The 19,588-nt window shown below is 67.6% G+C and carries 16 protein-coding genes and 2 pseudogenes; 9 read left to right on the forward strand and 9 right to left on the reverse strand.

The window, feature by feature from the left end; all coding sequences use genetic code 11:
• Positions 1-11: 11 nt before the first annotated feature.
• The 6 genes from CFB89_RS27345 to CFB89_RS27370 are packed head-to-tail and all read right to left on the reverse strand — an operon-like array spanning position 12 to position 6,227.
• Entirely contained in the window at positions 12-1,223 is a 1,212-nt protein-coding gene (locus CFB89_RS27345; protein ID WP_179233544.1) for an acyl-CoA dehydrogenase family protein, read from the reverse strand.
• On the reverse strand, positions 1,220-2,062 hold the full coding sequence (locus CFB89_RS27350) for a hypothetical protein (protein ID WP_089470670.1): 843 nt from the start codon (positions 2,060-2,062) through the stop codon (positions 1,220-1,222). Before CFB89_RS27350 ends, CFB89_RS27345 begins: the two co-directional genes overlap by 4 nt.
• 50 nt (positions 2,063-2,112) lie before the next feature.
• Entirely contained in the window at positions 2,113-2,769 is a 657-nt protein-coding gene (locus CFB89_RS27355) for a methionine ABC transporter permease (protein WP_089470671.1), read from the reverse strand.
• Positions 2,762-3,946, reverse strand: coding sequence for a methionine ABC transporter ATP-binding protein (locus tag CFB89_RS27360; protein WP_089470672.1), 1,185 nt, complete (start codon positions 3,944-3,946; stop codon positions 2,762-2,764). The genes CFB89_RS27355 and CFB89_RS27360 overlap by 8 nt, the downstream gene beginning before the upstream one ends.
• 18 nt (positions 3,947-3,964) lie before the next feature.
• Positions 3,965-5,377, reverse strand: a complete 1,413-nt coding sequence (locus tag CFB89_RS27365) for an LLM class flavin-dependent oxidoreductase (protein ID WP_089470673.1) — start codon at positions 5,375-5,377, stop codon at positions 3,965-3,967.
• A gap of 10 nt (positions 5,378-5,387) precedes the next feature.
• Complete coding sequence (locus tag CFB89_RS27370; protein ID WP_089470674.1) at positions 5,388-6,227, reverse strand: MetQ/NlpA family ABC transporter substrate-binding protein; 840 nt, start codon at positions 6,225-6,227, stop codon at positions 5,388-5,390.
• A gap of 422 nt (positions 6,228-6,649) precedes the next feature.
• Here CFB89_RS27370 and CFB89_RS27375 point away from each other — a divergent pair, with 422 nt between their 5' ends.
• The 5 genes from CFB89_RS27375 (at position 6,650) to CFB89_RS27395 (ending at position 12,830) form a co-directional block, all read left to right on the forward strand.
• Positions 6,650-8,014, forward strand: coding sequence for a 2-hydroxycarboxylate transporter family protein (locus CFB89_RS27375; RefSeq protein WP_089470675.1), 1,365 nt, complete (start codon positions 6,650-6,652; stop codon positions 8,012-8,014).
• Positions 8,015-8,146: 132 nt separating this feature from the next.
• Positions 8,147-10,033, forward strand: a complete 1,887-nt coding sequence (locus tag CFB89_RS27380) for an ATP-binding protein (protein WP_089470676.1) — start codon at positions 8,147-8,149, stop codon at positions 10,031-10,033.
• Complete coding sequence (locus CFB89_RS27385) at positions 10,023-11,384, forward strand: sigma-54 dependent transcriptional regulator (protein WP_089470677.1); 1,362 nt, start codon at positions 10,023-10,025, stop codon at positions 11,382-11,384. The genes CFB89_RS27380 and CFB89_RS27385 overlap by 11 nt, the downstream gene beginning before the upstream one ends.
• Before the next feature lie 25 nt (positions 11,385-11,409).
• Positions 11,410-11,739 (forward strand): DUF3579 domain-containing protein, encoded by a 330-nt coding sequence (locus CFB89_RS27390; RefSeq protein WP_089470678.1) that lies wholly within the window; start codon positions 11,410-11,412, stop codon positions 11,737-11,739.
• Positions 11,740-11,978: 239 nt separating this feature from the next.
• A complete protein-coding gene (locus tag CFB89_RS27395) occupies positions 11,979-12,830 on the forward strand; it encodes an alpha/beta fold hydrolase (protein ID WP_089470679.1) in 852 nt (283 codons plus the stop codon).
• A gap of 102 nt (positions 12,831-12,932) precedes the next feature.
• On the opposite strand, the pseudogene CFB89_RS27400 reads toward CFB89_RS27395, so the two are convergent.
• A pseudogene (locus tag CFB89_RS27400) lies at positions 12,933-13,268 on the reverse strand (PACE efflux transporter); the annotation flags it as partial.
• Between the two features lie 3 nt (positions 13,269-13,271).
• On the opposite strand from CFB89_RS27400, the pseudogene CFB89_RS27405 reads away from it, so the two are divergent.
• Positions 13,272-13,622: pseudogene (locus CFB89_RS27405) on the forward strand (LysR substrate-binding domain-containing protein); the annotation flags it as partial.
• Between the two features lie 197 nt (positions 13,623-13,819).
• Here CFB89_RS27405 and CFB89_RS27410 read toward each other — a convergent pair.
• Positions 13,820-14,755: a LysR family transcriptional regulator gene (locus tag CFB89_RS27410; RefSeq protein ID WP_089470680.1), complete on the reverse strand. Its 936-nt coding sequence runs from the start codon at positions 14,753-14,755 to the stop codon at positions 13,820-13,822.
• 375 nt (positions 14,756-15,130) lie between these two features.
• On the opposite strand from CFB89_RS27410, the gene CFB89_RS27415 reads away from it, so the two are divergent.
• From CFB89_RS27415 to CFB89_RS27425, 3 genes are read left to right on the forward strand one after another with little or no spacing between them, the layout of a single operon-like run.
• Positions 15,131-16,567: an NAD-dependent succinate-semialdehyde dehydrogenase gene (locus CFB89_RS27415; RefSeq protein ID WP_089470681.1), complete on the forward strand. Its 1,437-nt coding sequence runs from the start codon at positions 15,131-15,133 to the stop codon at positions 16,565-16,567.
• A gap of 12 nt (positions 16,568-16,579) precedes the next feature.
• Entirely contained in the window at positions 16,580-16,957 is a 378-nt protein-coding gene (locus tag CFB89_RS27420) for a carboxymuconolactone decarboxylase family protein (RefSeq protein WP_089470682.1), read from the forward strand.
• Positions 16,954-17,949, forward strand: coding sequence for an NAD(P)H-quinone oxidoreductase (locus CFB89_RS27425; protein WP_089470683.1), 996 nt, complete (start codon positions 16,954-16,956; stop codon positions 17,947-17,949). Before CFB89_RS27420 ends, CFB89_RS27425 begins: the two co-directional genes overlap by 4 nt.
• Before the next feature lie 94 nt (positions 17,950-18,043).
• On the opposite strand, the gene opcM is transcribed toward CFB89_RS27425, so the two are convergent.
• The gene (gene opcM, locus CFB89_RS27430; protein ID WP_089470922.1) at positions 18,044-19,579 is read right to left on the reverse strand and encodes a multidrug efflux transporter outer membrane subunit OpcM; all 1,536 of its coding nucleotides are present in this window, start codon (positions 19,577-19,579) and stop codon (positions 18,044-18,046) included.
• Positions 19,580-19,588 lie beyond the last annotated feature (9 nt).

Here is a 19,588-nt window from a genome sequence, read left to right on the forward strand (position 1 = left end):
CCCGCTGTTGCTTACGTATAGAGCGACGCCGGCGGCAGCTCGCCCGTCAGCGCGAACCGGCCCACGTCGCGCAGCCGGTAGTCGAGCGGATCGTGCAGCGTATGCGTGCGCGCGTTCCGCCAGAAGCGGTCGAGGCCCAGCGACGCGGCCGTCGCGCGCGCGCCGCACGCGTCGAACAGCGCCTCGCCGTTATCCAGCGCCGCGCGCTGCGCGACGATCTTCGCTTCCGATACCGCGAGTGCGGCTTCGGCGCGTTCGTCGGCCGTCAGCGCATCCTGCCGCGCCCACGCGTGCTGCAACGCGCCGGCCGCGCGATCGGCCAGCGCCGCCGCGGCGATCGCGCGCACGCGCATGTCGCCGAAGCGCTGCAGCGTGTACGGATCGTCCTCGGCCCGCTCGACGCCCGCGTGGATCCACGGGCGGCCATGCTGCCGCACGTAGTCGCGCGCCTCGGCCAGTGCGCCTTCCGCCAGGCCGACGAACAGGTTCGTCAGCACGAGCTGCGACACGAGCGTGCGCAGCGTCGCGCGCGGCGTCGGCGCGGCCTCGGAGCGGTGCAGCACCTCGTCCGGCGCGAGCGTCACGCCGTCGAAGCGCACGCTGCCGCTGTCGGTCTGACGCTGGCCGACCGGATCCCAGTCGTCGTTGACCGTGATGCCGGCCCGATCGGTCGGCACCACGCCGAACACGGTGCGGCCGATCGCCGGATCGTGCGCGGACACCGTCATCCGCTGCGAGCCGCGCGTGCCGGAACAGAAGCCCTTCACGCCGTCGAGCCGGTAGCCGCCGTCGGACGTCGCCGTGGCGACGAGCCGCGTGTCGAGCGGATTGACCGCGTTGCCCCACCACCAGCGCCCGTCGACCGTGCCGCGCAAATAGCGCTCGCGCTGCGCGGCGCTGCCCCACACGTCGACGCTCACCACCTGCAGGCACTGGAAGCCGACCAGATGCGCGAGCGCGCTGTCGACTCGCGCGACCTGCCGGATGACGTCGTAGATCGCGGGCCACGCCGCTTCCTGCCCGCCGAACGCACGCGGCACCGCGAGCGTCAGCAGGCCCGCATCGGCAAGCCACTGCTTCTCCTGTGCCGCATGACCGCCGGCGCGGTCGCGCTCGGCGGCGCTCACATGCAGCGCATCGATCGCGCGCGCCAGCGCGGCGCGGTCGACGGCCGGTGTATCGGTAGCCGGCGCGAGCGTCGCCGGGCCGCTTGGATCGTTCATGCGACAGCTTCCTGTTCAACGGTTTCGCCCGACAGTGGAGCGAGCGCACCCAGCTGACGGCCGGTCAGCCGCGACAGGATCTCGCGCCGCCAGTCGTCGTAGATCGCACGATATTCGGCGATATCCGCGCCGAATACCAGTGCGGTATGCGCGTATTCGTCGTGCAGATAGCCGTCGAGCCGCGCCTGGGTTTCCTCGTCGGCCGCGATCACGCGATCGATCAGCGCGTCGCGCTCGGCCGCCGGCAGCGCCTGGAGCGTGTCGAACCACCACTGGACGATCTGCACGCGATGCCATTCCTCGTCCGGGCGAATCCGGTTCTCGCCGTGCTCGCGCATCGCGCTGTCCCCGATGCGGCCGGTCTTGCGCTGGATCCACAGCTTCGCGAGGATGTGCAGCTCATAATGCCATTCGAACGCGAGAAAGCCCGCGACGTCGCGCACCGCGATGTCGCCGATGCGCGCCCAGTGCGCGGCGACGAGCCGGTCGACTTCCGGCAGCGGATCGCGCCCCGTGAGTTCGGTCACGCGCTCACGGCCGATCACCGCGTGCGCGCCGTCGTCGCCGAGCTGGCGCGACAGAATCAGCTGGAAATGCGGATCGTCGCGAAACAGCGTGTCGATCGCCTTCGCGACGACCTGCACGATGAACAGGTCGTGCGACGCCATCTTCGTGTAGTAGTCGGCGACGGCGGCCAGTTCGTCGCCGTTGCGCGGCTCGCGCGGCGGCGTGGCCACCTTGTCGAGGAAGCCCGGACGATGGCGTCGCGCCACCTCCAGAAACAGCGTTTCCTCGAATTGTCCGTTCCATTCGCGCGGCGCGCCGATAGGCAAGGTCATGGTTTTCTCTCAGGATCAGGAATGAAGCGAGCGGACGCTTGTGGCGTCGCTCAGGTTCGCCGGGTCACGCGTCGGACCAGGCGGTCGCCCGTGATTTGCACGGCCGAGACGAGCGCGATCAGGATCACGATCACGGTCGCCATGACGGTCGTGTCGAAACGTTGATAGCCGTAGCGGATCGCGAGATCGCCGAGGCCGCCCGCGCCGACGGCGCCCGCCATCGCGGTCGAGCCGATCAGCGCGACGACGGTGATCGTGAAGCCGCCGAGCATGCCGGGCAGCGCTTCGGGCAGCAGCACGTGCCATACGATGTGGCGGCGCTTCGCGCCCATCGCGAGCGCGGCCTCGATCAGCCCGCGATCGACTTCGCGCAGGCTCACTTCGGCGATCCGTGCGAAGAACGGGATCGCGGCGATCGACAGCGGCACGACGGCCGCCCACACGCCGATCGTCGTGCCGATCAGGATGCGCGTAAACGGCAGCAGTGCGACCAGCAGGATGATGAACGGCGTCGAGCGGAACACGTTGACGAGCGCACCGAGCACCGTGTTCACGCCGCGCCGCGCGTAAATGCCGCCGGGCGCGGTGGTCACGAGGATCACCGCGAGCGGGATGCCGATCAGCGCGGCGATCGCGGCCGACGCGGCGACCATCGACAACGTGTCGCGGATTGCGTCGAGCAGTTCGGGCCACCAGAGCTCAAACATAGCCGAGCACCTCCGCATGGTTCGCATGGCGGCGCGCACGTTCGAGCAGCGCGGCGACCGCATCGCCGCGCGCCGCCGACGGGCCGGCGTCATCCGCACGCGGCGTCGCGGCGATCACGAGCCGCCCCTGCGCATGCCCCTGGATGCTTTCGATGCCGCCGTGCAGGAACCGCACGGCGCCGCCGAGCGCCGCCGCGAGCGCGCCAACATCGGGTGCGCCGCCGCTCTCGCCCGTATAGCGCACGTCGAGCACGATCTGCGCGCCGTCGGGCAGCGCGGCCTGCTCCGGCAGCGGCCGCACGCGCGCGGCCAGCTCGGGCGGCAGGTCGTGCTGCAGCGTGCTCAGCAGCGCGCGCGTCGCGCCGTGGCGCGGATCGCCGAACACGCGCCACACGGGGCCGGTTTCGACGACTTCGCCCTGTTCGATCACCGCGACCGTGTCGCACACCGCGCGGATCACCTCCATCTCGTGCGTGATCAGCACGATCGTGAGCCCGAGACGGCGGTTGATGTCCGCGAGCAGCGCGAGGATCGATTGCGTGGTTTCCGGATCGAGCGCCGACGTCGCTTCGTCGCACAGCAGCACCTCGGGATCGTGCACGAGCGCCCGCGCGATGCCGACACGCTGCTTCTGCCCGCCGGACAGGCTCGCCGGATACGCGTCGCGCTTCGCGGCGAGCCCGACGAGCTCGAGCAGCGCGTCGACCTTGCGCACGCGCTCGGCCTTCGGCACGCCGGCGATCTTCAGCGGCAGCGCGACGTTCTCGAACACCGTCTTCGCGGACAGCAGGTTGAAATGCTGGAACACCATGCCGGTGCGGCGCCGCAACGCGACGAGGCCATCCTCGTCGAGCGCGCCGACGTCGATGCCCTGCACGCGCACGCGGCCCGAACTCGGCCGTTCGAGGCCGTTCAGGAGGCGCAGCAGCGTCGACTTGCCGGCGCCGCTGCGGCCGATGATCCCGAACACCTCGCCGCGCCGCACGTCGAGCGTCACGTCGCGCAGCGCGGCGGCCTGGCCGCGCGGCGTCGCGAACACCTTGCCGACCTGCTCCAGCGACACGGCCGCGCCGCCGGCCGGCACGGCCCGTTCCTCATGCGCCGTTGCACCGACGCCGGCGCCGGCGCGCACGGCCGATGCCTCGATGAAACCCAGCGTATCGAACAATTGCGTCATCGCTTCGCTCCGTCAGGTTCACGCATGCGCGGGATGCGCGGGTTCGGCTGCGGCCGCCGGCCGGTGCTGCGCGCCGGTGTGCCAGACGGGCAGGCGCGGGCCCGCGCCGAACAGCTTGTCGCGCAGCGTCGGCGCGGGATCGTAGTCTTCCTTGTAGACGCCGCGGTTCTGCAGTTCGGGCACGACCCAGTCGACGAAATCCTCGAACGATTCGGGCATCACGGTGCGCGTCAGGTTGAAACCGTCGATGCCGGTCTCGTCGATCCACGCCTGCAGTTCGTCCGCGACCTGCGACGGCGAACCGACGATCGGCGCATAGCGGCCGCCAAGCGACATCTGTTCGAGCATGCGGCGCACGGTCCACGTGCCGGTCGTGCTCTTCTTCGAGATCGCGTCGACGGCCGACTGGATCGAATCGGTCTTCACATACGAGATCGGCTCGTCGAGGCCGTATTTCGCGAAGTCGATGCCGGTCGAGCTCGCGAAATGCGCGAGGCCGGCTTCGGGGCTTGCGTAGCGCCGGTACTCGTCGAACTTCTCGCGGGCGAGCAATTCGGTCTCGGCCGTCACGACGCTCACGCCTGCAAAGATCTTGATCGACGCCGGGTCGCGCCCGTGCCGCGCGGCGGCCGCGCGGATATCGAGCGCCGCCGCGCGCGCCGCGGCCTTGCTCTGCCCGTTCACGAATACGCATTCCGCGTGACGGCCCGCGAACTCGACGCCGCGCGCGGACGAGCCGGCCTGGTACAGCACCGGCGTGCGTTGCAGCGACGGTTCGCTCAGATGAATCGCATCGATCGAATAGAACGGCCCGTCGTGCTTCACGCGCCGCACCTTGCCCGGCTGCGCGAACACGCGCGCCTTTGCGTCGCGGATCACCGCGTCGTCGTCCCAGCTCTGTTCCCACAGCTTGTAGACGACGTCCATGTAGTCGTCCGCGCGCTCGTAGCGGTCGTCGTGGCCGATCTGCCGCGCGAGGCCCATCCCGCGCGCGGCGCTGTCGAGGTAGCCGGTCACGATGTTCCAGCCCACGCGCCCTTTCGTCAGATGATCGAGCGTCGACATGCGGCGCGCGAACAGATAAGGCGGCTCGTAGGTCAGGTTCGCGGTCACGCCGAAGCCGAGATGCCGCGTGACCTGCGCCATCGCCGGCACGAGCAGCAGCGGATCGTTGACGGGCACTTGCACCGATTCGCGCAGCGCGGCGTCGGGGCCGCCGCCGAACACGTCGTACACGCCGACGATGTCCGCGAGAAAGATCCCGTCGAACTTGCCGCGTTCGAGCGTCTTCGCGAGATCGGCCCAGTAGTCGAGATCGGTGTAGTGCGCGGAGCGGTCGCGCGGATGCGTCCACAGTCCGTGGTTGATGTGCCCGACGCAGTTCATGTTGAACGCGTTGAGCAGGATTTTCTTGCGGTTCGCCGTCGTCATGCCGCCTCCGTCACCACGCGATCGCGTACAGCGAGCCGAACGCGTTGTCGAGCGCACGGCGCACCGCCGGCGAGTGCTGGTAGATCGAGATGAACTTGCGGATGCGCGGATCGTTCGCGCGCTCGGGCCGCACGACCCACTGGATCGCGAAGTTCTTGTTCTCGGTGCCGTCGAACAGCAGCGCGCTGTTCGGGTCGGTCGTGCCGGCGAGCTTGATGAAGCTCGGATAACCCTGCGCGAGATCGACGTCGTCGAGCGAGCGCGCGAGCTGCGACGCTTCGAGCGGGATGATCTTCAGGTGCTTCGGGTTGGCGACGATGTCGCGCGTCGTCGCGCGGTAGTCGGCGCCCGGCTTCAGCGTGATGAGCCCCGCGCGCTGCAGCAGCAACAGCCCGCGCCCGCCGTTCACAGGATCGTTCGCGATCGCGACGCGCGCGCCGTCCTTCAGCTCGGCGAAGCTTTTCACCTTCTTCGAATAGAGGCCGATCTTCATGATCGTGCCGGGCGCGATCGAGATGAAGTTGTAGCCGCCCTGCTTCTTCGCGTTCTCGAGAAACGGGAGGTGCTGGAAGTAGTTGACGTCGATGTCCTTGTTCGCGAGCGCCGCGTTCGGCGTATTCCAGTCGGTGAATTCGACGATCTTCACGTCGAGGCCCTGCTCCTTCGCCTCCTTCGCGGCGATCTTCAGCGCCTCGATCTGCGGGCTGGTCGAGATGCCGACCTTCAGCGGCGCGGTGTCGGCGCGCGCACCGTTCAGCAGCGCGACGCCGAGCAGCGCGGCCGTCAGCACGCGGGCCAGGCCGGCCACACGGCCGGCGGAAAAGCGGGCGGAAAACACGGGATGCAGCATGGGAACCACTCTCCTGTCCAAAGACGGTATCGACGGATGAGCGACGCCGCGGCGAACGCGCGGGCGTTCTCCGGACAGTCGTCGTCACGTCGGAAAAAGATCAGCCGATGATAGAGAGCGGCGGGAAGGCGGTCTACGAAGCGATTGTGCGAAGAAAATCGCGCGCGGCGATATGGCGGGCGGCTGGCATGGCCGGGCGCCCGGGCCGCGGTCAGGCCGAAATCTCGGCCTCGCTGCTGCGGGAATTCCGAAATCTCGGCCACCCCGCGTGGAAAATCCTTTCCGCAGACGAAACAAATCCCTTACGAATCAATGGATTAAAAATATTCCGACAGGCCGGAATTCTGGCATGGGGGTTGCGTAATAGACGGCACACGATGCCGCGAAGCGATGCAGGCATTCCGAACATCAGGAGACACGTCTTGCAGACCTCTATCCATACCCCGTCCCATCCCGAGCCGATTGCCGAAGCCGGCCCCGCCACGCGCGAACGCTTCTGGCCGGAAGGCTGGTGGAAGCTGATGGAAATCCGCATCGGCATCATCCCGCTGCCCGTCTACGTGATCCTGTTCGGGCTGATCGTCGGCTTCGCGGTGACGGGCAAGGTGCCCGGCGAGATCTCGATGGCGATCGCCGTGCTCGCGTTCTTCGGCTTCACCTGCGCGGAACTCGGCAAGCGCCTGCCGCTCCTGCGCAACATCGGCGCGGCCGCGATCTTCGCGACCTTCGTGCCGTCGGCGCTCACGTACTACCACGTGCTGCCGAAGCCGGTGCTGAACCTGACGGTCGAATTCACGAAGTCGACCAACTTCCTGTACCTGTTCATCGCATCGATCATCGTCGGCAGCATCCTGAGCATGGATCGCCGCGTGCTGATCCAGGGCTTCGTGAAGATCTTCATTCCCCTCGCGGCCGGCTCGGTCGCCGCAGCGATCGTCGGCACGGCGGTCGGCACCGCGCTCGGCCTCGGCGCGCGCCACACGCTGCTGTACATCGTCGTGCCGATCATGGCGGGCGGCGTCGGCGAAGGCGCGATTCCGCTGTCGATCGGCTATTCGGAACTGATGCATCTGCCGCAGGGCGAGATGTTCGCGATGGTGCTGCCGTCGGTGATGCTCGGCAGCCTGACCGCGATCATCCTGTCGGGCGCGCTCGACATGCTCGGCAAGCGCCTGCCGCACCTGACCGGCAACGGCCGCCTGCAAGTCGGCGAAAGCGGCGACATGACGCCGGAAAGCGAGGAAATCCGCGGCCACGTCGACGTCACGCACATCGCGGGCGCCGGCATCACCGCGATCACGCTGTACCTCGTCGGCCTGATGGCGCACAAGCTGTTCGGCCTGCCCGCGCCGGTCGCGATGCTGTTCCTCGCGGTGCTGGTGAAGCTCGCGCGCGCGGTGTCGCCGCCGCTGCAGGAAGGCGCGTTCGTCGTCTACAAGTTCTTCTCGACCGCCGTCACGTATCCGCTGCTGTTCGCGATCGGCGTCGCGATGACGCCGTGGGACAAGCTGACCGCCGCGTTCACGATCGTCAACGTGATCACGATCGTGGCGACCGTCGCGACGCTGATGGGCACCGGTTTCGTGGTCGGCCGCCTGCTGAAGATGTACCCTATCGACACCGCGATCGTGAACGCCTGCCACAGCGGGCAAGGCGGCACCGGCGACGTCGCGATCCTGACCGCCGCGAACCGGATGCAGCTGATGCCGTTCGCGCAGATCGCCACCCGCATCGGCGGCGCGATCGTCGTCACGGTGACGCTGATCCTGGTCGCGCACTTCGGGTAACGCGCGGCCGCGCGCACCGTCGCGCCGGCTGCCTCGCACGCGCCGCCGCCGGCCTTGGCCGGCGTGCGGCGCGCGTCGTTCCGGGCGGGCGGTTGCGGACGGGCGGTTGCGGACAACCGATCGCGGGCTTCGATGAGGGCGAACGTGCAGAAGAGCTTCAAGGGAATCCCGTGGTGGGGGTGGGCATCGGCCGCGGTGCTGTATGTCGGCGTGGCCGGCGCGGCCGTCGATTTCGCGTGGGAACGCGCGATCGACGCGCTCGAGGAAGCCGGCGCGCACCGGCTCGACCTGTATGCGTCGAGCCTCAAAAGCGAGCTCGGCCGCTTCGAGATCCTGCCCGGCCTGGTCGCGCGGCAGGACGGCGTACGCGCGATGCTGAAAGCCGCGCCGAACGAGGCGCCCGAGCTCGTGCATGCGGTGAACACCTACCTCGAAGCCGTGAACCGCGACGCCGGCAGCGGCGCGGTCGACGTGATCGATCTGCAAGGCGACGTGATCGCCGCGAGCAACTGGAACGAGACGATCAGCTTCGTCGGCACCAACGTGTCGTACCGGCCGTACTTCAAGGACGCGCTCGCGCGCGGCAGCGGCCGCTTCTTCGGCATCGGCACCAACACCGGCGTGCCGGGCGTCTACTTCGCGAGCGCGGTGCGCAGCGACGGCGTGCCGATCGGCGTGGCCGCCGTGAAGATCAGCGTCGATCCGCTCGAATCGGCATGGCGCGCGCCGGGCGTCGCCGCGATGGTCGTCGACGGTAACGGCGTGATCGTGATCTCGACCGAGCCCGCATGGAAATTCACCGCGCTGCGCCCGATCACCGCGCAGCAGCAGCGCGACATCCAGGCGTCGCGCCAGTACGCGGGCCGCACCGTCGACGCGCTGCCCTATCGCCGCATCGGCGACCGCAGCTCGGCCGCGTGGTTCGGCACCTTCCCCGATCCGCGCCACGCGGGCCGCACCACGCGCTATCTCGTGATGTCGCGCCCCGCGCCGCAGGCCGGCGATTCGCTGATGGTGCTGCTCGACATCGCGGGCGCGCGGCGCCAGCAGCAGACGGCGTTCGTGTTCGTCACCGGCGCGTTCCTGATCGTCGCGCTGCTGGTCGGCTATGCGATCCAGCGCCGCCGGGCGATCCTCGCGCGGCTGAGCGCGCAGGACGCGCTGCGCCGCGCGAACGACCGGCTCGAACTGACCGTCGCGCAACGCACCGCCGCGCTGACGGCCGCGAACGAGCGGATGCAGCGCGAGATCGACGAACGCGAGCGCACCGAGCAGCGGCTGCGCGATTCGCAGCAGGAAGTCGTGCACACGGGCAAGCTCGCGGTGCTCGGACAGATGGCCGCCGGCCTCACGCACGAGCTGAACCAGCCGCTCGTCGCGATCCGCACGCTGTGCGACAACGCACGCACGTTCTTCGAGCGCGGGCAGCCGGCGCCGGCGCTCGCGAACCTCGAACGGGTCGGCAAGCTGGTCGACGGCATGGCCGTGCTCACCGGCGAGTTGAAGGCCTTCGCGCGCAAGCCCGACGTCGAGCGCGTCGCGGTGTCGCTGAACGAGGCCGTCGCGCACGCGCGGCTCATCTACGAAGCGCGGATTCGCGACGAAGGCGTGCGGCTCGACGTGAACATCGCGCCCGGCACGACGGTATCGGCGGAATCGAGCCAGTTGCAGCAGGTGATCGTGAACCTGCTCGGCAACGCGCTCGACGCGGTGCACGACGCGCCGGTGCGCCGCATCGTCATCGACGCGGCCGGGCCGGACGACGACGGCCGCGTGCGCTTCACGGTGGCCGACAGCGGCGCCGGCATCGCGCCCGACGTGCTGCCGCACCTGTTCGAGCCGTTCGTCACGACCAAGCCGCGCGGCCAGGGCCTCGGGCTCGGCCTCGCGATCACGTCGCGCATCGTCGAGGCGTTCGGCGCGAGGATTACCGCGACGAACCGCGACGAAGGCGGCGCGCAGTTCACCATCGAATTCGCGGCGGCGACGCCGCAACAAAGGACAGAGCATGGAAGATGAGATTCGCGTGCTGGTCGTCGAGGACGATGAAAACGTCCGGATCGGCGTCGAGCAGGCCGTCGCGCTCGCCGGGTTCCCGGTCGACGCGTTCGCGTCGGCCGCCGACGCGCTCGCGCACGTCGCGCCCGGCGCGCCGGTGGTGATCGTGTCGGACGTGCGGATGCCGGGCATCGACGGGCTGCAGCTGCTCGACCGCGTGATGGCCATCGACGCGCAGATTCCGGTCGTGCTGATCAGCGGCCATGCGGACATCTCGACGGCCGTCGGCGCGATGCAGGTCGGCGCGTACGACTTCATCGAGAAGCCGTTTTCGTCGGACGTGATCGCCGGCCGTGTCGCGCGTGCAATCGAGAAGCGCCGGCTGACGCTCGAGGTGCAGGGCTTGCGCGCCGCGCTGAACAACTGGCAGGGCATCGAGGCGTTCGTGCTCGGCAAGTCGCCCGCGATGGCCGACGTGCGCAAGAAGATCCTGCGCCTCGCCGATACGTCGGTGTCGGTGCTGATCACCGGCGAGACGGGCACCGGCAAGGAGCTCATCGCGCGCAGCCTGCACGACTTCGGCGGCCGTCGCGACGCGCATTTCGTCGCGCTGAACTGCGGCGGCCTGCCCGAGCAGGTGTTCGAGAGCGAGTTGTTCGGCCATGAAGCCGGCGCGTTCACCGGCGCGATCAAGAAGCGCATCGGCAAGATCGAATGGGCGGACGGCGGCACGCTGTTCCTCGACGAGATCGAGACGATGCCGATCGCGCTGCAGATCAAGATGCTGCGCGTGCTCCAGGAGCGCGTGGTCGAACGGCTCGGCGCGAACGACCTGATTCCGGTCGACTGCCGCGTGGTGGCCGCGTCGAAGGCCGATCTCGCCGAACTCGCGGCCGACGGGCGCTTTCGTGCGGACTTGCTGTATCGCCTGAACGTCGCGCAGATCGAACTGCCGCCGCTGCGCGAGCGGCGCGAGGACGTGCCGCTGCTGTTCGAGCATTTCGTGCTCGCGGCCGCGCGGCGCTTCGGTCAGCCGGCGCCGGTCGTCACCGCCGCGCAGGTGTCCGAACTGATGACGCACGCGTGGCCCGGCAATGTGCGCGAGCTGCAGAACGTGGCCGACCGCTTCGTGCTCGGGCTGACCGGCGACAGCCTGCTGTCGTCTGGCGAAGCGCCGGCCGTGGGCAGCACGCTCGCGGAACAGCTCGCGTATTTCGAGCGGATGCTGATCGAGGACATGCTGCGGCGTCACAACGGCAACGTCGCGGACGCGAGCGAGGCGCTCGGCATGCCGAAGAAAACGCTCTATCACAAGCTGCGCAACCTGCGGATTCCCGCGCGCGGCGACGCGGCGGCCGACGGCGGCGAATGACGCGCACGAGGGCACGCACACCAGCATGGATCGCATCGACATCACCGAACGCGGCCGACTCGCCGGCCACCTGATTCGCGGCGTCACGCGCACGCAGAAAACCTTCCGCCCGAGCGACTGGCCCGAGCGGCTCGCGGGCGTCATCACGCTGTTCGTCGGCGAACGGCGGCCCGGCTATCCGTGCGCGCTGTCGCGGCTCGCGATGCCGGTCGTCGACGGCGGCGTCAAATGCCTGTTCGTGTCCGACGAATTGCGCGCCGTGTGCGCGGATGCGTTCGAGTTCGCGATGCAGTTCGCAGCCGACAACGATCCGGCGGTCGAGCTTCGGACCGCGCCGGCGTTGACGGTGCGCTGACCGGCAAACCTTCCCTTTCCCGACGCAAAGACGCGTGCGCGCAGGCCCCCGCACACCCTTTCGGCACCGCAATCAATCGTCAGATGATTGAAGGCTTGGACGCATGACCACGCTGTGACAAGGGTTTCCAGCGGAGCCATCAATAAAATTGATCGCCACGATGAAAATTATGCGTTTTCCTTGCAGGTCGCCGTGATGCATAGTTGCGTCGTGTTGACGCACCTTTGAGTCTTTCAGTCATGAACATGCGAATCGAGCCGTCCGTGCTCGCGAACCCCGACCTGCAATTTGCGACGCTTTCGTCAGGCATCAGCCTGCCGTATGTCGAACGGGGCAGCGGTGCGCCGATGGTGTTCGTGCACGGCTCGCTGTGCGACTACCGCTACTGGGATCCGCAACTCGCGGCGCTGTCGGCGCACTACCGCTGCATCGCGCCGAGCCTGAGCCACTACTGGCCGGCCGTCGAAGCGGGCATCCAGGACGAGTTCAGCTGGCAGAACCACGTCGACGAGCTCGCCGAATTCATCGACGCGCTCGATCTCGGCCCCGTGCATCTGGTCGGCCATTCGCGCGGCGGCAGCGTCGCATTCAACGTCGCGCGCCAGCATCCGCACCTCGTCGAATCGCTGACGCTCGCCGATCCGGGCGGCCCGCTCCAGCAGCCGGGCGTGCGCGAAGCCGCCATGCCGGCCACCGCGATCGCGCTGCGCACGAAGGCCGTGAACCTGATCGATCAAGGTGACGTCGAAGCCGGCCTCGAAATGTTCGTCGATTCCGTGAGCCTGCCCGGCGCGTGGAAGAAGAGCACGTCGCGCTTTCGCACGATGGCGATCGACAATGCGAGCACGCTGCCGAAGCAACTGCGCGACCCGCTGCCCGCGTATTCGCTGCACACGGCCGGCGATATCGCATGCCGCACGCTGCTGATCGACGGCCAGCGCAGCCCGAAGATGTTCCGCCACAACGTCGACACGCTGTCGCAGTGGATCGGCAACGCGCAACGGCAAACCGTCGCCGGTGCGTCGCACGGGATGAATGCGGCGAGCCCCGCGGTGTTCAACCGTTACGTGCACGAGTTCGTCGCCGCGTAACGCGGGCGGGCGGCATGCGCGCCGCCCGTCTTCCTTTCTCTTGCAGAAGCGAAACGGCGCGGGCAGTCCGCATCGTTTCGCGCCCCGCTGCATCCATCTGCATCACGCCACCGGCGCCGCCTTGCGCGTCACCGCATCCGGCAACCCGAACACGCTGTCGAACGCCCAGTTGTATGTAAACGTGAAGATCGGGAGGAACACGATCAGCACCGCGTCGTACAGGAACGCCTGCCATAACGACACGTCGAGCCACCACGCGATCAGCGGAATCAGGAACGTCACGAGCGCGACCTGAAACCCGCTCGCATGCTCGACACGTCGCCCGAGGGTGTGCATCGTTTCGGTGCGCCGCCGCTCCCACGCCTCGAACCCGAGGTTGTACAGAAAATTGACGGCGACGCCCGTCGTCGAGACCATCACGCCGAGCAGCCCGCTCGTTGCGCCGCGCATCCGGAGGCGATCGAGCGACTGTCGGGATTTCGGCAGATCGTGATCGCCGATCCGGAGCGTCCGCTCACCGACGTGCGTCCGCTGATCGGCAACCGCACGTAGAAGGTGACCGACATGGCGACCTCGATCGCGCTCGTGAAGGCCGGTCATGGCTGGGCGAATTTGCCGGAATCGGTCGTCGGCCGGTATGTGGCCGCCGGCGCACTCGCGCCGCTCGTGTTCGCGAACATTCGAAACGGGCTGCCGTTGCCGGTGTATGTGCGGCGGCCGCAACATACGGGGCTCGGCAAGGCGGCGGGGGAACTCGTGCGGGAGCTGCGGGCTGAAAACAGCAAGCGTTGAGCGGTGCGGCGACGAAATCGCCGCACCGTCCGCCAGCGCAAGAGGATTTGACCGTTAGTTGCGATCACCTCACCCCCGCCGCCTCCGCACGGCCCTGCACGAAGGTCCGCTCACGCGGCAGCACGTTCAGCGTGCGATCACGTTCGACGCCAGGAACGCGCCCGGCCCCTCCCTCGACTTCCCGACCGTGACGCGGGTCATACGACCGTGATGGCGAGCTCCTCCGCATACGCGTCCAACTGGTCGCCTACCCGCAACTTCAGGACATCGATGAACCGCTTGATCTTCGCGTCGACGAACTGACGGGACGAATACACCGCATAGACGTTGCGCTGAGCGGTGTGGAATTCGGGCAGAACGCGAACGAGCGCGCCTTTACGCAAATCGTCGATTGCCGAAAAGGCGGCGATCAGCCCGATCCCCGCGCCCTCGCGCAGTACCGTGGACATCGCATCCATGTCGTTGACGCTGAAGTGCGATCCCGCCGGACGATACACCGCCTCGCCGGCCGTGCCTTGCAGACGCCATTCGTCGGGCGCGTAGTCGACCGTGCTGAGGAGCACACAGGTGTGATCGACGAGGTCATCCACGCACGCGGGCGCCGGACGACGTGACAGATAATCGGGCGACGCCGCCAGAATGCAATGGCTGACGCCGATCTTCTGGCTCACATACGCCGAGTCCGGCAGCGTGCGCGCAATCACGATCGCCACGTCGAGCTGCTCTTCGAGCAGGTTCGGCATCCGCTGCGACAGCATGAGATCGACCGATACTTCCGGGTATGCGTTCCGATAGGCAAGCACGGCTTGCGAAACGAGTTGACGCCCTAATCCCGGCACCGCATGCACGCGCAATACACCACGCGGCTCCAGCAGCGCATCGCGCGCTTCCGCTTCTGCCCGTTCGATGTCCGAGAGGATCGCAACGCTGCGCTCGTAAAAACGTCGCCCCGCATCGGTAACGACGAGCCGTCGCGTCGAGCGCTGCAGCAACCGCGTGTTGAGATTGTCCTCGAGTACCGAGACCGCTCGAGAAATGTTGCCGACTGTCGTATCGAGGTGGTTTGCGACAGCCGTGAAGCTGCCCATCTCGACCACCTTCGCAAACACCGACATGGTGTGAACCTTGTCCATAACGCACCCTGTTTTGAATGGATCGCCGAATCGCTGCGTTTCGGCCCGCGCGAGCCTGTCGATCATAGGGCGCGCGCCTGTTTCCCGCAGTCAGCGCGCAATCCCCTGTCGTTTTTGCACATCCTTTCGACACGCTTTCATATTGGCAGGGGATTTTCCCTCCCGAGACAAGATTCATTCTTTCCGGCGCCTCTAAGTTGCCGCCCGCTTCACGCCTAGACTGGGTCCCGAAGTCAGGCAATCAGAACACGGAAGCATCAAACCCGAGCCCGGCCCGCCACGGCGAATCATCCAGACGCGGCGTGGCGCAGGTTCCCCTGCCCGGCTCGTGGCGAACGCACATTGAATCGCAATCCTAACCACAAAGGTACTACCATGGACATCAGTTACGACGCACTTCATCTTTTCATCGACGGCGAATGGATCGGTGCGAGCGAACGCGAAACGGCGTCGGTGATCAACCCGGCCACGCAAATCGAGATCGGGCGCGTCCCGCTGGCGACGGCAGCCGATCTGGATCGCGCGCTGCAGGCCACCGCCCCGGCCTTTGACGTCTGGCGCAACACCGTGCCAGCCGAACGCGCGCGCATTCTGAAGCGTGCGGCGGAACTGATGCGCGAGCGCGCCGAGCACATCGCTACCGTCATGACGCTCGAGGAAGGCAAACCCCTGGCGGAAAGCCGCGACGAAGTCCTGCGTGCCGCCGACTATTTCGAATGGTTCGCCGAAGAGGCTCGCCGTATCGACGGCCGCGTGGTGCCATCCAATCGCCCGGGCGTGCAACAGCTCGTGAAGAAACAGGCGATCGGGCCGGTCGCCGCATTCACGCCGTGGAATTTCCCCGCGATCACCCCGGCGCGCAAGCTCTCCGCCGCACTCGCCGCCGGATGCAGCGTCATCATCAAACCCGGCGAGGAAAGCCCCGCAACGGCGCTCGCGCTGGCACGCGCACTGGACGACGCCGGTTTGCCGAAGGGCGTGCTTCAAGTCGTATTCGGCGTGCCCGACCAGGTGTCGAAGCATCTGATCGCTTCCCCGGTCATCCGGAAGGTGACGTTCACGGGCTCGGTACCGATCGGCCGCCTGCTGTCGGCGCGTGCCGCCGAAGGCGTCAAACCCATCACGCTGGAGCTGGGCGGCCACGGGCCCGTCCTCGTATTCAACGACGCGGATGTCGAGAAGGCCGCGGTCGACGGTGCGGCGAACCGCTTTCGCGGTACGGGCCAGGTCTGCATCTCGTCGACGCGCTTCCTGATCCAGCGCGAAGTCTACGACGCGTTCGTCGGGCACTTCGTGCGCGCCACCCAGGCCCTCAAGGTAGGAAATGGCATGGATGCCGGCACGCAGGTCGGGCCGCTGGCCAACCCGCGCCAGCTTGCCAAGATGGAAGAACTCATCGCCGATGCAGTGGAACGTGGCGCAAGGGTCCTCGCCGGCGGAAAGCGCATCGAGGGCGAAGGATATTTCTTCGAACCCACGGTCCTCGCCGACGTACCGAAGGACGCGCGCGTGATGCACGAAGAACCGTTCGGCCCGATCGCGGTGCTGATGCGCTTCGATGCCCTCGCCGACGGCCTCGCCGAAGCGAACCGGTTGCCGTACGGGCTCTCCGCCTATGCATTCACGTGCAACGCGCGCACGGCCATCGATGTCGCGGACGGTCTCGAAGCCGGCATGATCGGCATCAACCAGTACCGCATCGTGTCGACCGAACTGCCGTTTGGCGGCATGAAGGAAAGCGGCCACGGCTCGGAAGGCGGCACCGAGGGCATCGAGTACTACCTCACGCACAAGTTCATCAGCCAGGCTTGAAGGAGTATCGCCATGTCTCATACGCATTTCGACAGTCCGCGCGAGGCCGCGCGGGCCTTCACGCCGACGCTCTCGGCATTCGTCGACGACACGCTCTATCCGCGCATCTGGAGCGATCCGGCGCTCGCGCCGCGCGACCGCAGCCTCGTGACCGTCGCCGCCCTGATCGCGGGAGGCCATCTCGACGAGTTGCCGGCGCACCTGCGGCGCGCGCTGACGAACGGCGTCACGCGCGAAGAGCTCTCCGCGGCAATCACTCACGTCGCGTTCTACGCCGGGTTTCCCGCGGCCATTTCCGCTTCCGCCGTGGCGCAGGCAACGCTGGGCGCACAACCGCGATCCGACGATCTCGCCGGTCATTCAGCTACGACGCAGGAAGGCATGAAATGAAAGCCATCACATTCAAGGAATTCGGCGAGGCCGAGGTTCTCGAACTGGCCGAAGTCCAGGCACCCGAGGTTCGGCCCGACGATCTGCTGGTACGCGTTCATGCCGCGGGCGTGAATCGCGCGGATCTGACACATCGGCGAGGCGGGTACGGCCGGCCGAACTTCGGCGACTCGACGATCATGGGGCTCGAAATCGCCGGGGAGGTAATCGAGACCGGAAGCACCGTGCAGGGTTACAAGGTGGGTGATCGCGTAATGGGCGTCGTGGGCGGCGGGGCCTATGCGGAACTGGCGCGCATTGACTGGAGAATGGCGATGCCCATTCCGGCAACGATCGACTACGTGCACGCGGCCGCCATACCGGAAGTTTTCGTCACCGCGCATGAAGCGTTGGTGCATCTGGGCCGCTTGCAGCGTGGCGATTCGGTGTTGATTCACGCAGCGGCGGGCGGGGTGGGTTCGGCAGCGGTCCAGCTCGCCTACGCAACCGGCGCGACGATATTCGCGACCGCCGAAGCGTCGAAACTGGAACGGATCGTTCAACTCGGCGTGGACCATGCGATCGACTACAACGCGCAGGATTTTTCGGAAGTCGTCGCAAGCAGCACAGGCAAACGCGGTGTCGATGTGGTCATCGACTTCGTGGGCGCGCCGTATTTTTCGCGGAATGTCGCGTCATTGGCAAACGGCGGCCGGCTGGTGCAAGTCGGCATCCTCGGCGGCGGCGGTGACGTGAGCGTTGCGCTCGATCAGGTCCTGTACCGTCATCTGCAAATCATCGGCACGGTGATGAAGTCGCGCGAGCCGCGCGAGAAACACGCGATGGTTCGGCGATTTCGCGAACATTGGCTGGACCGCTTCGCGGGAGGCGCGGGCCTCGAGCCGGTTGTCGACAGCGTGTTTCCTCTCGCAGATGCCGCGGCGGCTCATCGACGGATGGAGTCGGCCGTGAACGTAGGCAAGATCATCCTGGCGATGAACCCAAACGCCTGACGCCATAAAAAAACCCCGGCACACAGACCTGAGCCTGCATGCCGGGGTTCTTCGCTTCACGGCCGGCGAGCGACGAATCGCCCGCCGTTCGCGCTCATCGCGCAGCCACTTCCGCCTTGACGGCCCCCGCATCACCGACCGCCGTCGGCGCCGGGCCCCATCCGCCGCCCAACGCACGAATCAGATTGACGGTCGACACCGCCTGCGCACCCGTCAACTGGTTCGCCTGCAATTGCGACTGCAACACCGAGCGCTCGCTGTCGATCACATCCAGATACGCGACCTCGCCTTCCTGATACTGCGTGCGCGACAGCGTAGCGGCCCGACGCGACGCGTTGACGGCCGCATCCTGCGCGCGGATCTGGTCGTCGAGCAGGCGTAGATCGGCGAGATTGTCCTCGACCTCGCGGAACGCGACGAGCACCTGCTGCCGGTAGTTCGCGACCTGCTCGTCGTACTGCGCGCGCGCCTGCTGCACGCCTGCCGCACGCCGCCCGCCGTCGAACAGCGGCAGCGTCAGCGCGGTGCCGGCGAATGGCCCGAGCAGGAACGTGCGGCTCGACCACAGAAACAGGTTGCCGAGCGTCGACGCTTCATAGCCGAACGCACCCGTGATATCGAGCTTCGGGAAATACGCCGACTTCGCCAGCCCGATCCGCGCGTTCGCGGCCGCCATCGCGCGCTCGGCCGCCGCCACGTCCGGGCGCCGTTCGAGCAGCGCGGACGGCAGGCCCGGCGGAATCTTCACCGCGACCGGCACGATCGGCGTTTCCTTGAACGCGAAATCGGCCGGCGCCTTGCCGAGCAGAATGGCCAGCGCATGCTCCGACGCCGCGCGCCGGCGCGCGACGCCGACCGCATCGGCCTGCGCGCTCGCCAGTTCGTTCTTCGCGCGCGACACGTCGAGTTCGCTGATGTCGCCTTCGTTGAAGCGGCGCTGCACGAGCTTCAGCGCCTCCTCGCGCAACTCCACCGTGCGGCGGTACAGGTCCTGATCCGAATCGAGCTGGCGCAGTTCGAAGTAGTTCTGCGCGACGTCGGCCTGCAGCGCGAGCTGCACCGAGCGGAACAGCGCTTCGCTCTGCGCCTGGTCGGCACGCGACGCCTCGACGTTGCGGCCGACGCGGCCGAACAGGTCGGCTTCGTACGACACCGTGCCCTGCGCACGCCACAGCGTCGCGTTGGTCGGGCCCGTGCCCTGCGGCTGGAACTGCGACGCCGACGACAGCCCTTCGCGCGTCGGCCCGAACCCGGCGCCGATCTGCGGGAACCATTGCGAGCGCGCCGAACGGGTCGCCGCACGTGCTTCCTCCACTCGCGCGGCCGCGGCCTTCAGGTTCTGGTTCGCGGCGAGCGCCTGCGTCTCGAGCGAATCGAGCACCGGGTCGCCGAATACCTTCCACCATTCGCCGCGATGTTCGCTGTCCGACGGCTCGGCCGTCTTCAACGTGCCGGCCTGCTCGCCGGCGGCGAGGGCCGGCGCTTCCTTGAACGCGGCGGGCGCCGCCGCGTCCGGCCGCTTGTAGTCGGGGCCCACCGCGCACGCGGCGAGCAGCGTCGCGAGCAGGGTGCTCGCGGCCGCCACCTTCGCGAAGCGCATCAGGTCATTCGAGTTGTGCAAGTTATTCATTTTGTTGTC

It is taken from the genome of Burkholderia sp. AU16741, from assembly GCF_002223345.1.
Taxonomy (GTDB): Bacteria; Pseudomonadota; Gammaproteobacteria; order Burkholderiales; family Burkholderiaceae; genus Burkholderia; species Burkholderia sola.